General features: G+C 64.0%; 9 protein-coding genes. 7 read left to right on the top strand and 2 right to left on the bottom strand.

Going from position 1 to position 15607, the window contains the following annotated elements; translation table 11 throughout:
- Positions 1-10: 10 nt before the first annotated feature.
- Complete coding sequence (locus tag ACNFHO_RS20165; protein ID WP_416767156.1) at positions 11-2917, bottom strand: RHS repeat-associated core domain-containing protein; 2907 nt, start codon at positions 2915-2917, stop codon at positions 11-13.
- Positions 2918-3344: 427 nt separating this feature from the next.
- Between ACNFHO_RS20165 and ACNFHO_RS20160 the strand changes: the two genes are divergently transcribed.
- The 7 genes from ACNFHO_RS20160 to yccS all read left to right on the top strand — a co-directional run bounded on the left by ACNFHO_RS20160 (position 3345) and on the right by yccS (position 14633).
- Positions 3345-5147, top strand: coding sequence for an acyl-CoA dehydrogenase (locus ACNFHO_RS20160; protein ID WP_063546477.1), 1803 nt, complete (start codon positions 3345-3347; stop codon positions 5145-5147).
- Positions 5148-5177: 30 nt separating this feature from the next.
- Entirely contained in the window at positions 5178-6620 is a 1443-nt protein-coding gene (locus ACNFHO_RS20155; protein ID WP_416767155.1) for a TldD/PmbA family protein, read from the top strand.
- Positions 6620-7951, top strand: a complete 1332-nt coding sequence (locus ACNFHO_RS20150) for a TldD/PmbA family protein (RefSeq protein WP_125931261.1) — start codon at positions 6620-6622, stop codon at positions 7949-7951. The genes ACNFHO_RS20155 and ACNFHO_RS20150 overlap by 1 nt, the downstream gene beginning before the upstream one ends.
- A 70-nt stretch (positions 7952-8021) precedes the next feature.
- Positions 8022-9449, top strand: a complete 1428-nt coding sequence (mdtD, locus tag ACNFHO_RS20145; RefSeq protein WP_054893133.1) for a multidrug transporter subunit MdtD — start codon at positions 8022-8024, stop codon at positions 9447-9449.
- 112 nt (positions 9450-9561) lie between these two features.
- Positions 9562-10899 carry an ATP-dependent RNA helicase DbpA gene (gene dbpA, locus ACNFHO_RS20140; RefSeq protein ID WP_253782014.1) on the top strand — a complete coding sequence of 446 codons (1338 nt, stop codon included), beginning with the start codon at positions 9562-9564 and terminating at the stop codon, positions 10897-10899.
- Positions 10900-11044: 145 nt separating this feature from the next.
- The gene (locus ACNFHO_RS20135) at positions 11045-12226 is read left to right on the top strand and encodes an NAD(P)/FAD-dependent oxidoreductase (protein WP_416767154.1); all 1182 of its coding nucleotides are present in this window, start codon (positions 11045-11047) and stop codon (positions 12224-12226) included.
- 223 nt (positions 12227-12449) lie between these two features.
- Positions 12450-14633, top strand: a complete 2184-nt coding sequence (yccS, locus tag ACNFHO_RS20130; RefSeq protein WP_054893130.1) for a YccS family putative transporter — start codon at positions 12450-12452, stop codon at positions 14631-14633.
- A gap of 178 nt (positions 14634-14811) precedes the next feature.
- On the opposite strand, the gene ACNFHO_RS20125 is transcribed toward yccS, so the two are convergent.
- Positions 14812-15549 carry a substrate-binding periplasmic protein gene (locus tag ACNFHO_RS20125; protein ID WP_054893129.1) on the bottom strand — a complete coding sequence of 246 codons (738 nt, stop codon included), beginning with the start codon at positions 15547-15549 and terminating at the stop codon, positions 14812-14814.
- Between the last annotated feature and the right edge of the window lie 58 nt (positions 15550-15607).

The raw sequence follows: 15607 nt of genomic DNA, 5'->3' as shown, positions 1-15607 counted from the left end.
GGCAACCCACCTATTGTTTTTTTTTCGATTTCCAGAACTTGAATCTGGATAAAACGGGTGACTTTTTGGTCACCGGTTGCTCCGGCAAAACATGCAAAAGCGTTATCTTTTGCAGGCTGGGCACATGCTTCTGGAGGTTATAATTTACCGCTCCACTCTCGGTAGATGTGGCCAGCAATACAGTCTGCTGGGTAATCGCATCAACCTTAGCTATAAAGTCCCCTGTCGCCACATCCTTCAGGCTGAAGACCTGTCTCGAGCTGATCGATACCTCGTCCGGTTCGCCTCTTGTGCCCCTGTGAATCTGGTATTCAGAGGCCGCGCCCGGGGCCGCTGACCATATGCCGCGCACCTGGCCTTCCTCGGTGAACGCCCCGCCGGCAGGCTCGATGGAGTAGAGTAAGCTGGTTATCTCGGCAGCAAGTGCTTGATGCGCAAGCATCGAAATAACCTCTAGCTGCTGCGGGCTGAAGTACTTCTCGACGTTGTGTACAAACAAGGGCGTTTCCTCGCCGTTTTCTATCAGAGTGTACGTGCTACGCATAAAGTCCTTGGCAAACTGTTCAGTCACCCCTAGATCCTCCGCGAGCTGCGCAGCCGGACCAAGAGCTTCTTGCTCGCTGTTGCCCGACGGACCTATGACCCTTTCCAGTTCAGTGGGTTGATACGCTTCACTCTCACGCATCCAATACACCGTTAATTTCTTTCGATGTTGCGTGTCGTGACTGACATTGCCCTTTAGTACAACCCCAGGCTTCAGATTTTTAAAAATCTCCGGAAACTCGATCAACTTGTCCAACGCAGCGAAGTCAGCCCCGAACTCCGACTCAAAACTGTGTAATCCGTTGGCATCCCTGCGCGTCACCGGATTGTTGCGCACCATGCAATACAAGTTAAGGCCATCCACCGCACCCGCCGGGTCTGCACTCAGCCACCGCCCGACCCACGGCTGGTAGTAGCGATAACCGTAGTAGTACAACCCAGTCGCATCTCGTTCCTTGCCTGAATAACGCAAGGTCTTGTAACTCCCTTCAAGCTCGCTACGGGCTGCCCACAACGCGGTTCCCCCAAAAGGGTAATACGCTTCATGGCTGATCAGTCTGCCCGCGCCGTCGACCTCCAGGATGCCGTTGCCCAGTGGCGTGTCGTAGCTGTAGCGCAGTTGATCGTTCGCCAACCCGTCAGGCACCTCGCTGCACCAGTGCAACATTCGCACCTGTGCATGACCGGCCTCACCGACCGAAATAACCTGCAACTCCTCCTCAAGGGAGGCATCGCGGGTAGTGCAGCGCAATTCAAGCCCGGGTAAATAGGTGACTCGAAGCGTGTGCTGGCTTGCAGCGCTCCACTGCGTGTTGACTTTCAGGACTCGCATGCTCGCATTGTCATAACGGTAGTGCTCATGGTCATCCTGCCCCTCCTCGCGTTGCTGGGAGATGACCTGATGCAACTCCCCTTGAGGCGTCCAGCACAAGGGATTGCCGGGTAACAGCGAGATCTGCTGACCCTTTGCCGTGAACAACGCCTCAACCTCGGCAGGTGTCTTCGCCATCATGCCCAGCACCGCCCGATTGCTGCGGTCACTGACTGCGATCTCGACGACACGACAGTGATTGCTAGCAGGCACCCGGTGCACCATGCGCGTCAGGTTGCCAGCAGTGTCATAGATAAAGTTGCGGGTATAACAGGTAAAGAGCGTCTCATCATGGGGAGAAGGAGACGGCGTGTTGTACTCTCCCGACCGCGATGACGCATTGACCTGCTCCCTTCCGCAGGCGCTGACCAATTGATAAAGGCTGTCGTAATGGTAGGTTGTCTGCGGTTCCGCCACCTGGTTGCGCCAGAACCGCCTATTGTCGGCCTCGTCACGTTCGCTCACCACATTGCCCACAGGGTCGAACGTATACTGCAAATCCTGCAGGAGCCTCGCACCCAGGGCATGACTCGCAGGCCGCTCGATCCGTAGCCGCGCCTGGCGTTGCGTTCGTGGCTCAAAGAAATAGGTGCTCAACACACCATTACCATGCAGTTCACGGGTCTTATGTCCACCTGCCAGGTAACTCGTCGACCGGACGATCTCGCACTCTTGAGAGCCTTTGCGCCTCAGCCAGCTTGCCTGGAGCCGACCCGCGATGTCATAGGTGACACGCCGCAGGTGCCCTGCTGCATCGACAATGCTCGATACTGTTCCGGTTGCGTCCACGACCGAACACGTAGTGCGCGCCTGTGCAATCGGCTCAAGTGCGCGATCCCATTCATCGACGCTTTCACCTTGCCAATCGACCACTGTCTGTACTTCATCTCCCTGCCCCAGAAGACGTCGGGTGACAGACAGCGTGGTCCCCGTCATGGCGATGGCGTCGTGCAGGGCAAGGCCAGCAGTGTCGTAAAGACGTATACAGCGACCCGCCAGGTTTCGCCCCCGCTCCAGTGCACTGCTATCCCCATAGACAAAGCGCTGGGTCATGCGGGGAACACCACCGCCAACTGTATCGCTGATGCTCGACAAACGGCCCGCCAGACCGTGAGCCTCGTACACCGATCGACGTACCACCGCCTGGCTGTAATCGTCACGCCCTTCTGCACCTGTCGCGATTGCAGTGATACGCACCAAAGGCCGACTATCGATATCAGCCAAGGCAACTTCAATACCCGCGTCGACACTCTGAACACGCAGCACTTTGCCAGCGAAATCGTTGGCCAACGCGAAGTTCACCAGACCGCGCCCAGCCATACGCGGGTCGCTGCTACGATCCAGGAAACCACGAGGATCGTGCCTGTGCCGCGTGATGAGCAGGGTGGTCTGCCCAAGCGCAAGCCCATCACGATGGCAGGTGATTTCCCGTACCTTCAGCTTGCGAGCAAACACCGATACCGATGGGGTTTGGCAATGGACTAATGGCGCGTTGCTGGTCATTGGGCAATGCTCCGGTGCGGGTCTAAATGGCAAGCAGCCCCCCAATCAGAGCTCAACGGGGATCCGACAAAGGCCTAGGCTCTGTCCTGAATGTGTCTGCACGAAGGCCAGACAAGGCGAACAGGGTAAGGAACGCCCGGGGGCCTCGCCCGACGGTACTGGAGTACATGAGCATTCCGAGCCCCGTCTCAACGCAGTAAGGGCGAGTGCAGATGCATTTCAGACAGAGCCTAGGCTACCCCAGCGATGCACAAGCCACACCTGACAGAAATACCAGTGGAGCAGCGCAAGGTAGTTCGACAAGCGAGCGCCACTGATGGCCCCCCTGCGCTCAGCCTTCTGGAGTGTCATCACGCACACCCATGAGCCTGTGCAGCCACTATCCCTGGCTCTAGACTCGCAGCATCTCGAACCCAGGAATGCCGTCATGTCCGAGCAACTCCTCAGCAGCCGCAACCTCGCCTTCGAACTCTACGAAGTCCTCGACGCCGAGGGCCTGACCCAGCGCCCGCGTTTCGCCGAGCACAACCGCGAGACCTTCGACGCAGCACTCGGTACGGCTCGCACGATTGCCGAGAAGTACTTCGCCCCGCACAACCGCAAGGGCGACGAGCACGAGCCGCGCTATGTCGACGGCCGCGCCGAGCTGATTCCCGAGGTCAAGCCTGCGGTAGAGGCCTTCCTCGAGGCGGGCTTCCTCAACGCCAACCGCGACTTCGACGTCGGCGGCATGCAGTTGCCAAGCCTGGTTTCGCAAGCCTGCTTCGCCCACTTCCAGGCCGCCAACGCTGGCACCACGGCCTACCCCTTCCTGACCATGGGCGCGGCCAACCTGATCGAGAGTTTTGGCAGCGACGAACAGAAGCGCCTGTTCCTGCAGCCGATGATCGAAGGTCGCTACTTCGGCACCATGGCCCTGACCGAGCCCCACGCCGGCTCGTCGCTGGCCGATATCCGCACCCGTGCAGAAGCCGCAGGCGATGGCAGCTATCGGCTCAAGGGCAACAAGATCTTCATCTCCGGCGGCGACCACGAGCTGTCGCAGAACATCGTGCACATGGTCCTGGCCAAGCTGCCGGATGCACCGCCCGGGGTGAAAGGCATTTCGCTGTTCATCGTGCCCAAGTATCTGGTCAACGACGACGGCAGCCTCGGCGCCCGCAACGACGTGCTGCTGGCCGGGCTGTTCCACAAGATGGGCTGGCGTGGCACGACCTCCACGGCGTTGAACTTCGGTGACAACGGCCAGTGCGTCGGCTATCTGGTCGGCAAGCCGCACCAGGGCCTGGCGTGCATGTTCCAGATGATGAACGAGGCGCGCATCGGCGTCGGCATGGGCGCGGTGATGCTCGGCTACGCCGGCTACCTCTACTCGCTGGACTACGCCCGCCAACGCCCGCAAGGCCGCCAGGTGGACAACAAGGATCCCGGCAGCCCAGCAGTGCCGATCATCGAACACGCCGATGTAAGACGCATGCTGCTGGCGCAGAAGGCCTATGTGGAAGGTGCCTTCGACCTGGGCCTGTATGCCGCCCGGTTGTTCGACGACACCCACAGCGCACCCGACGAGGCGGCACGCGCCCAAGCCCAGGAACTGCTCGACCTGCTCACCCCGATCGTCAAGTCCTGGCCTTCGACGTTCTGCCTCAAGGCCAACGAACTGGCGATCCAGATTCTTGGTGGCCACGGCTACACCCGCGAATACCCGGTAGAGCAGTACTACCGCGACAACCGCTTGAACCCGATCCACGAAGGCACCGAAGGCATCCAGTCGCTCGACCTGCTCGGGCGCAAGCTGGCGCAGAACGGCGGCGCCGGGCTCAAGCAGCTGATTCGCCTGATCGCCAGCACTGCCGAGCGCGCCAGCCATCACCCCAACCTGGACGCACTGCGCCAGCCGCTGGAGCAACTGGTCAACCGCCTGCAAGCCGTGACCCTGGCACTGCTCGGCGACCTGGCCCAGGGCAAGGTCGCCGGCGCGCTGGCAAACTCGGCGCTGTACCTCAAGGTGTTCGGCCACTGCGTGATCGGCTGGCGCTGGCTGGAGCAGGCCATCCATGCCGAACTCGGGCTGATGAAGGGAGTCGATGTCGATCGCGATTTTTACTGTGGCAAGTTGCAGGCCGCACGTTATTTCCTGACTTGGGAAGTGCCAGGCTGCCATACTGAGCTCGCACTGCTCGAGGCACGCGACGACACCTGCCTGGGCATGCAAGAGGGGTGGTTCTAGGGGGAGCCACCGCGAACCGGAGGTTCCCGCATGTTCGATTCCAGCGCCCTGCTGCGCCAGCGCTTCGCAGCGCTGCGCAGCACGGCCGAACTGTTCTCGCTTCGCCACGTGAAGCAATCGCATCAATCGCTGTCGGTGCGGCGCAACGTCGCCGAACCGCCATTCTTCAGCCAGGACGAAGGCGCTATGCTCACCGTGCGCCTGAACGGCGTCGAGGCCTACGCCGCCACCGCCGACCTGTCGCAGAGCGGCCTGCAACGCGCCTTGGAACACGCCGAGGCCCTGGCCCGGCAGATCACCGGCCACCACCTGCTCGACCTGCGCGACCAACCAGTGCCGAACACGCGCCACGACCATATCTCGCCCAACTTCGACCAATCGCTGCCAAACCTTGCAGATTGCCTCGAGCTGCTCGCCACTGAATCGGCCAGTGTGCCCAAGGACGAACGTCTGGTGGACTGGCAGGCGAGCCTGGGCATCACCCTGGTCGAGCAGACTTACCTGAACTCGGCCGGCGCCGAGCTGCGCAACGCGCAGCGCTTCATCTTTCCGGGCCTTGGCGTCACCGCCAGCGATGGGCGCGACAGCCAGAGCCGCAGCCTGGGCCGGGAGAACTTTGGTCAGCAGGGTGGCTTCGAAGTCGTCCAGCGCTGCGGCCTGGTCGGCGCCGCCCGGCGTATCGCCGACGAAGCCCTGCAACTGCTGCTGGCGCCCAACACCCCGAGCGGTGCGCGCGACCTGCTGCTGATGCCCGATCAGATGATGCTGCAGATCCACGAGTCCATCGGCCATCCGCTGGAGATGGACCGTATTCTTGGCGACGAGCGCAATTACGCGGGCACCAGCTTCGTCAAGCCCAGCGATTTCGGGCAGTTGCAATACGGCTCGCCCCTGCTGAACGTGACCTTCGACCCTACCATCGACGAGGAGCTGGCCAGCTACAGCTTCGACGACGACGGCACCGCGGCCAGCAAGCAGTTCCTGATTCGCGAGGGCAAGCTGCTGCGCCCGCTGGGCGGCGCTCTGTCGCAGTTCCGCTCGGGGCTCGACGGCGTGGCCAACAGCCGCGCCTGTGGCTGGAACCGCGCCCCGATCGACCGCATGGCCAACCTCAACATCGAGCCGGGCGACCAGTCGCTCGAACAACTCATCGGTGGGATCGAGCACGGCATCCTGATGCGCACCAATCGCTCCTGGTCCATCGACGATGCGCGCAACAAGTTCCAGTTCGGCTGCGAATGGGGCCAACTGATCGAACACGGCGAGCTCAAGGGTGTCGTCAAGAACCCCAATTATCGCGGCATCTCCGCGCAGTTCTGGCGCAACCTGTCGGCAGTGGGCGATAGCAGCACCTTCCAGGTGCTTGGCACACCCAACTGCGGCAAGGGCGAGCCCAACCAGGTCATCCGGGTCGGCCATGCCTCGCCGGCCTGCGTGTTCCGCCAGATCGACGTATTCGGAGGAGACGCCTGATGAGCACCCCCTATCAAGAACGCTTCGAGGCATTGGTCAGTGCCCTCCGCGAGGCGCTGCACCCCGGCGAGCAGTTCACCCTCGGCTACAGCGCCGAGCAGTCGCGCTTCGTGCGTTTCAACCATGCCAAGGTGCGCCAGGCCGGCGAAGTGGCCCAGGCCAGCGCACTGTTGCGTCTGGTGCGTGACGGGCGTCAGGCCGAACAGCAGTTCACTCTCGGTGACGATGCGCAACTGGATCGCCAGCGCCTGCAAGATGCCCTGGCGCAACTGCGCCAGACCTTGCCGCTGCTGCCGCTCGACCCCTACCTGAAACTCGACGAAAGCGCTTGGCACAGCCACAGCGTGCAAGAACCGGCGCTGCCCGACTTCACTGAAGTACTGGCACTGGTCGAGCAGCAGGCAGGCAACCTCGATCTGGTCGGCATCTACGCCGCCGGCCCGATCTGCCGGGGTTTCGCCAGCTCGTTCGGGGCCTTCGGCTGGCACCAGGCCAACAGCTTCAATTTCGACTGGAGCCTGTTCCACAGCAACGGCCAGGCGGTGAAGGCCAACTATGCGGGCCAGGTCTGGAGCGGCGAGGCCTTCAGTGCACGCCTGCAACTGGCCCGCGAACAGCTTGAGTACCTGGGGCGCCCGACGATCACCCTCAAGCCTGGCCGCTACCGCGCCTACCTGGCGCCAGCGGCAATGGACGAGATCGCGGGCATGCTCGGCTGGGGAGGCTTCTCGGCCCAGGCCCTGGCCACCGGCAACAGCCCACTGCAACGTCTGTACACCGGTGATGCCCAGCTCGATCCACGGGTTGGCTTCTCGGAGCAGGTCAGCGGTTCGCTGAGCCCGTCGTTCTCCAGCGAGGGCTCGCCCCGCGAGGACGTAGCGCTGATCGTAGAAGGCCGGGGCAGCGCGCGCCTGGTCAGCCCTCGCAGCGCGGCAGAGTTCGCCCTGCAGGGCAACGGCGCCGACAGCTATGAGGCACCGTGCGCCCTGAGCCTGGCACCTGGGGAGCTGGCGTCGGCGGATATCCTGGCACGCCTGGGCACCGGGCTTTACATCAGCAACCTCTGGTACCTGAACTATTCAGACCTGCCGGCAGCGCGCATGACCGGCCTGACCCGCTTCGCCACGTTCTGGGTGGAAGACGGCCAGATCCAGGGCCCGGTCAGCACCATGCGCTTCGACGACAGTCTCTACAATCTGCTGGGCCCTCAGCTGGAAGACCTGACGCGCGAACGCGAGCTGATCCTGTCGACCAGCACCTATGGGCAGCGGCAAACCGGATCGAGTCATCTGCCCGGGGCGTTGGTCAGAGGATTGACGCTGACACTGTAACGCCACGCCCCTGTGGGAGCGCCGTTTAGACGCTTCCACAGGGAACTGCGCACTTTTCAGGATAGAGGCCATGCCCGAACGCGCCCCGCTCGACCCTACCACCGCCCGCTGGATCCCCTGGGTGGTGGCCATCGCCTTCTTCATGCAGTCGCTCGACGGCACCATCCTCAACACCGCGCTGCCGGCCATGGCCCGCTCGCTGGCAGAAGACCCGCTGCGCATGCAGGGCGTGATCATCGCCTACATGCTCACCGTGGCCCTGCTGATTCCGGCTTCGGGCTGGATCGCCGACCGCTTCGGCACCAAGCACATCTTCTTCGGCGCCATCCTGCTGTTCAGCCTGGGTTCGCTGCTGTGCGCGGCGGCCAACAGCCTGGGCTTTCTGATCATCGCCCGCGTCATCCAGGGCCTGGGCGGTGCCCTGATGCTGCCGGTCGGGCGATTGGTGGTGCTGCGCGCCTACCCACGCTCGGAGCTGGTGCGGATCATGAGCTTCATCACCATCCCCGGCCTGCTGGGCCCGCTGCTGGGCCCAACTGTCGGCGGCTGGCTGGTGGAAATCCTCAGTTGGCACTGGATCTTCCTGCTCAACCTGCCGGTCGGCGCGCTGGGGTGCTACGCGGTATGGAAGTTCATCCCCGACCTGCGCGGCAGCGAACGCACCACCTTCGATGGACCCGGATTCATCCTGTTCGGCGCCGCGATGGTGCTGATCACCATCGCCATGGAGGGCCTGGGCGAGTTGCACCTGCCACACCTGCGGGTGATGTTGCTGCTGTTCGCCGGCATGGCCTGCCTTGCCGCCTACTGGCTGCGCGCCGGGCGTGACCCGGAGCCGCTGTTCTCGCCCAGCCTGTTCCGCGTGCGTACCTTTGCCATCGGCATCCTCGGCAACCTGTTCGCCCGCCTGGGCAGCGGCGCCCTGCCCTTCCTGGTGCCGCTGCTGCTGCAGGTGGCGCTGGGCTATTCGCCGGCCCAGGCCGGCATGAGCATGATCCCGCTGGCCGCCGCGGCGATGATCGCCAAGTCGGTGGCGCGGCCACTGATCGAGCGCCTCGGCTATCGCATCATCCTCACCGGCAACACGCTGTTGCTGGGGGTACTGCTGGCCAGCCTGGGACTGGTCGACGAGCAGACGCCCTATTGGCTGCTGCTGATGCAGTTGGGCTTGCTGGGCGCGGTGAACTCGCTGCAGTTCACCGCGATGAACACGGTGACGCTGATCGACCTCGACGACGCCAGCGCCAGCAGCGGCAACAGCTTGCTGTCGGTGGTCGCGCAACTGTCCCTGAGCCTGGGCGTGGCCTGCGCCGGTGCGCTGCTCGGCGGCTTTACCGCCTCGGGGAGCGCAGAGGGAGTGGAAACCACGCTGGGCGCGTTCCAGTTGACCTTCCTGACCATCGGCCTGATGGCGATGCTGGCCGCGGCGATCTTCCTGCAACTGTCGCCGACGGACGGAAGGCGTGCCCGTCGTCCGGAAGAACACGTGGAAACGTAGGGCGAATGGCCATGAGGCTGGTAGACTGTGCGGCATTTTTCGCTTCGCACCGCAGGCCCGCCTCGTGACCACCGAATCCACCGCTTTCGCCTCCCTGCCGCTGTCCGCCGCCATGCTGGCCAACCTGGACGCCCTGGGCTATGCCTCGATGACCCCGATCCAGGCCCAGAGCCTGCCGGTCATCCTCAAGGGCCAGGACCTGATCGCCCAGGCCAAGACCGGCAGCGGCAAGACCGCCGCCTTCGGCATCGGCCTGCTCAATCCGATCAACCCGCGCTTCTTCGGCTGCCAGGCGCTGGTGCTGTGCCCGACGCGGGAACTGGCCGACCAGGTCGCCAAGGAGCTGCGCCGCCTGGCCCGCGCCGAAGACAACATCAAGATCCTCACCCTCTGCGGCGGCGTCTCCCTGGGCCCGCAGATCGCCTCGCTGGAGCACGGTGCGCACATCATCGTCGGCACCCCGGGCCGCATCCAGCAGCACCTGGACAAGGGCACCCTGGACCTGAAGGGGCTCAACACTCTGGTACTCGACGAAGCCGACCGCATGCTCGACATGGGCTTCTTCGACGCCATCGCCGCAATCATCGGCAAGACCCCATCGCGCCGCCAGACCCTGCTGTTCTCGGCCACCTACCCGGCCGGCATCGCGCAACTGGCCGCCGACTTCATGCGCAAGCCGCAGCAGGTCACGGTCGAGAGCCAGCACAGCGACAACCAGATCGAGCAGCGTTTCATCGAGATCGACCCGCAGCAGCGCCTGGAGGCGGTTACCCGCGTACTGGGCCACTACCGCCCGCAGTCGTGCGTGGCGTTCTGCTTCACCAAGCAGCAGTGCGAGGACCTGGTCACCCACCTCACCGCCAAGGGCATCGTCGCCCAGGCCCTGCACGGTGACCTGGAACAGCGTGACCGCGACCAGGTGCTGACGATGTTCGCCAACCGCAGCAGCTCGGTGCTGGTGGCCACCGATGTCGCCGCCCGCGGCCTGGATATCGACGGCCTGGACCTTGTGATCAACGTGGAACTGGCGCGCGATGCCGAGATCCATGTGCACCGCGTCGGGCGTACCGGCCGCGCCGGCGAGAAAGGCGTGGCGATCAGCCTGGTGGCCCCGGCCGAAGGCCACCGCGCCCAGGCCATCGAAGACCTGCAGAAGCGCCCGCTGCGCTGGGAGCAGTTGGACAGCCTGAAGAGCAAGGGCGGTGAACCACTGCTGCCGACCATGACCACCCTGTGCATCGCCGCCGGGCGCAAGGACAAGCTGCGTCCGGGCGATATCCTCGGCGCCCTGACCGGCGATGCCGGGCTGCCGGGCAAGCAGGTGGGCAAGATCGCGATTTTCGATTTCGTGGCCTTCGTGGCGGTCGAGCGGGCCGTGGCCAAGCAGGCGATGCAGCGACTGAACAGCGGCAAGATCAAAGGGCGCGCCCTGAAGGTCCGTATCGTCTGAACTATTTTGCGGCTGCTTTGCAGCCCATCGCAGGCAAGCCAGCTCCCACAGGGAATGCACCCGGCCTAGGCTCTAGGGATCCTGTGGGAGCTGGCTTGCCTGCGATGGACCGCGAAGCGGCCCCGGCAATCCATGAGGTAACACCGTGCACTCCACCGACGTGATCATCCTCGGCGCCGGCGCCGCCGGCCTGATGTGCGCCCAGCTCAGCGCGCGCCGCGGCCGCCGCGTGCTGCTGCTCGACCATGCCAACAAACCGGGCAAGAAAATCCTCATGTCCGGCGGCGGGCGCTGCAACTTCACCAACATGTACACCGAGCCCGCCAATTTCCTCTCGCAGAACCCGCACTTCTGCAAGTCGGCGCTGGCGCGCTACACCCAGTGGGACTTCATCGAACTGGTCGCCAAGCACGGCGTGCCGTACCACGAGAAGAAGCTCGGCCAGCTGTTCTGCGACAACAAGTCCAGCGACATCCTCGACATGCTCCTGGCCGAATGCGACGACGCCGGCGCCGAGCTGCGGATGAATACCAGCATCGAGCAGATCGAGAAGACCGACAGCGGTTATCGCCTGCAGACCAGTGCCGGAGCATTTGCCTGCCAGTCGCTGGTGATCGCGACCGGCGGTCTGTCGATCCCGACGCTGGGCGCAACCGGCTTCGGCTACCAAGTCGCCCGCCAGTTCGGCCACGCCCTGCTGCCGACCCGCGCCGCGCTGGTGCCGTTCACCATTACCGAGCCCCAGCTCAAGGCATTGTGCACGGAGCTCTCCGGCACGTCGCTGGACTGCATCGCCAGTTGCAACGGCACCAGTTTTCGCGAAAACCTGCTGTTCACCCATCGCGGCCTGAGCGGCCCGGCGATCCTGCAGATTTCCTCGTACTGGGAAGCGGGCGACACGCTGGAGATCAACCTGTTGCCCGACCGTGATGCGCTGGAATGGCTGCAAGCCGTGCAGGCCGAACGCCCCAACAGCGAGCTGAAGACCGTGCTGGGCGAGGTGTTCACCCGCAAGCTGGCGACCCTGCTGGCCGAGCAGTGGTTCGTTTCGAAACCCCTGAAGCAGTACACCCCGGCAGAATTGACCCAGATCGCCGGGCAGCTCGCGGCTTGGCAACTGGTGCCGGCAGGTACCGAGGGCTACCGTACCGCGGAAGTGACCCTGGGCGGCGTCGACACCCGCGAGGTGTCGTCCAAGACCATGGAATCGCTCAAGAGCCCGGGATTGTTCTTCATCGGCGAGGTGCTGGACGTCAGCGGCCACCTGGGCGGGTTCAATTTCCAGTGGGCGTGGGCTTCTGCCAACGCAGCGGCGCAGTTCGTTTAGAGTAGAATCCTTTCAGCACGGAACGCTTCTTGCTGGTCTGTGCCGAGTGCCGGTTTTTTTGGGGCTGCTGCGCAGCCCATCGCGGGACGAGCCCGCTCCTACAGGCACCCCGCTGTTTTCCTGGACAGCGGGGTGCCTGTAGGAGCGGGCTCGTCCCGCGATGGGCGCCCCGCCGCTCCACGGCCATGTAAGGACACCCATTCGCTCACAGCCCAAGGCCACTATGTCATCGAGCTCGTTCCGCCATTCATTGCGTCGCTTGTGGGGCCAAGACAAGTTCAGCTATGCCATCCGGGTGACCATCGCCCTGACCGGCACCATGGCCTGGTGCTGGTACCAGAACGAGATGAGCCTGCTCATCCCGTTGTTCCTCGGCATCATTGCCAGCGCCCTGGCCGAGACCGACGACGGCTGGCAGGGCCGTCTCAGTGCGCTGGCCGTCACGCTGGTGTGTTTCGCCATCGCCGCGCTGTCGGTCGAGCTGCTCTTCCCCTACCCCTGGATCTTCGCCGGCTCCCTGGCCCTGGCAGCCTTTGGCCTGACCATGCTCGGTGCCCTTGGCGAACGCTATGGCGCCATCGCCTCGGCGACGCTGATCCTGTCGGTGTACACCATGATCGGCGTTGACCAGCGCGGCGGCGTGGTCACTGACTTCTGGCACGAGCCGCTGCTGCTGGTGGCTGGTGCCGCGTGGTACGGGGCGCTCTCGGTACTCTGGCAGGCGCTGTTCTCCAATCAGCCGGTGCAGCAGAGCCTGGCCAAGCTGTTCTACGAGCTGGGCAGCTACCTCAAGCTCAAGGCCAGTCTGTTCGAACCGGTGCGCACCCTCGACGTGGAGGCCACGCGCCTGGAGCTGGCCAAGCAGAACGGCAAGGTGGTGGCCGCGCTCAATGCCGCCAAGGAAATCATCCTGCACAGGGTCGGCAACAGCCAGCCCAGCTCCAAGGTCAGTCGCTACCTGAAGCTGTACTTCCTGGCCCAGGACATCCACGAGCGCGTCAGCGCCTCGCACTACCCCTACAACGCCCTGAGCGAGGCGTTCTTCCACAGCGATGTGATGTTCCGCTGCCAGCGCCTGCTGCGCAAACAGGGTTCGTCCTGCCAGGAACTGGCCCGTTCGATCCGCCTGCGCCAGCCGTTCGTGCTCGCCAGCGGCTACCCCGAGGCGCTGGAAGACCTGAACGCCTCGCTGGAGCATCTGCGCACCCAGAACAACCCGGCCTGGCGCAGCCTGCTGCGCTCGCTGCGGGCACTGGCGGTGAACCTGGCCACGCTGGACCGCTTGCTCGGCGCGGCCAGCAACCCCGACAGCCTCGCCGACGCCAGCGACAGCAGCCTGCTCGACCGTTCGCCGCGCACGTTCAAGGAGGTATGGAAACGCCTGCGCACCCAGCTCACGCCCACTTCGCTGCTGTTCCGCCATGCCCTGCGCCTGCCGCTGGCGCTGTCGATCGGCTATGGCATGGTGCACCTGATCCATCCCACGCAAGGCTACTGGATCATCCTCACCACCCTGTTCGTCTGCCAGCCCAACTATGGCGCGACGCGGCGCAAGCTGGTGCAGCGGATCTTCGGTACCGCCATCGGCCTGACGGTTGGCTGGGCGCTGTTCGACCTGTTCCCCAACCCGATCGTCCAGTCGCTGTTCGCGGTGGTCGCTGGCGTGGTGTTCTTCGTCAACCGCACCACACGCTACACCCTGGCCACGGCGGCGATCACGCTGATGGTGCTGTTCTGCTTCAACCAGATCGGCGATGGCTACGGGCTGTTCCTGCCGCGCCTGTTCGACACCCTGGTGGGCGCCCTGATCGCGATCCTCGCGGTATTCCTGTTCCTGCCCGACTGGCAGGGGCGGCGCCTGAACAAGGTGCTGGCCAACACCCTGACCTGCGCCAGCCTGTACCTGCGCCAGATCATGCAGCAGTACGCCAACGGCAAGCGCGACGACCTCGCCTACCGCCTGGCCCGGCGCAACGCCCATAATGCCGACGCGGCGTTGTCTACCACGCTGTCGAACATGCTCATGGAGCCGGGGCACTTCCGCAAGGAGGCCGATGTCGGCTTCCGCTTCCTGGTGCTGTCGCACACCTTGCTCAGCTACCTGTCAGGGCTGGGTGCACACCGGGACACGGCGTTGCCTGCCGAAGTACACGAGCAGTTGATCGATGGCGTCGGCAGCAGCCTGGCGCGCAGTCTCGACGAGATCGCCAATGGCCTGGCGGCGCGGCTGCCGGTGGCCATTCACAGCGATGAAGAAGAAGCGCTGGCCAACCAGCTGGAGCAGATGCCCGAGGAGCTGGATGAGCATCAGCGACTGGTACAGACCCAGTTGGCGTTGATCTGCCGGCAACTGGGGCCGTTGCGTACATTGGCGGCGCATCTGATCAAGGAAGGGGAGCCGGCTTGAGTCGGCTGTCCGCACCAGCCCTACCGCGGGACGAGTCGGGGCGTGACAGGGCCGCTCCCACAGGAATTGGGCTGAACTCTAAATTTTGAGCAAGACAGTTGCTCCCAGATGTTCAGGCCTGCACTGTACCTGTGGGAGCGGGCTCGTCCCGCGATAGGGCCTGCACCGACACCCCAGGTCACAAGCCATACTGCTTCAACAACCGCGCATAGCTGCCATCAGCCTTCATCGCTGCAATCGCCCGCTCGAAACGCTCGACGATCTGCCGATGCTCAGGGTGCTGAAGGCTGACGAGGATATGCAGGCTGTTCTCCCCCAGCGGCCGCTCGACGAAATCCACCGCCTCGCGCACCTCCTGCGGCTCCCGCTGCAGGTTGTAGCGCGCCACGTACTCGTCCTCCACCGCCAGGTCTACGCGCCCTGCCGCCAGCATGCGGATCGCCGACGGGAAGTTGCGCACCGCCACCTTGTTCAGCCGGCTGTCGCCATCGAACGCTTGTGAGTAGGCGTAGTCACGCACCACGGCGATGCTATACGGATAAAGATCGGCCAGTCGCTTGAAGCCAAGTACCTCGCGCTGGCGCTTGAGCAGGCGAATACGGTTGGTCAGATAGGCCCCCGAGAACTGGCCCAGGCGAGTACGCGATTCGTTGTACCAGGCATTGATGAGCACGTCGTAGCGCCCCTCGCCAATCCCCAGCAGCGCCCGCGCCCAGGGCACTTCCTCGAACTCGCTGGCGTACCCGGCGCGGGTGAGTGCCGTAGTGACGATGCTGGTGGCCAGGCCTCCGCCCGGCATGGCACTGTCGGAGAACGGCGGCCATTTATCCGCCACCAGGCGCAGCGGTGGCTGCGCCGCCGCGAGCGCCGTGAACATCATTGCGGTCAATCCCAGAACGCAAAGCAGTGGCCGCATGCTCAGTTCCTTTCGCAGTTGAGAGCCCCACACTGACGGGAGAGTACACAAAGGCGAC

The sequence above is a fragment of the Pseudomonas sp. NY15374 genome (assembly GCF_048068255.1).
Lineage (GTDB): Bacteria > Pseudomonadota > Gammaproteobacteria > Pseudomonadales > Pseudomonadaceae > Aquipseudomonas > Aquipseudomonas machongensis.
This window is presented reverse-complemented; position numbering and strand designations above follow the sequence as displayed.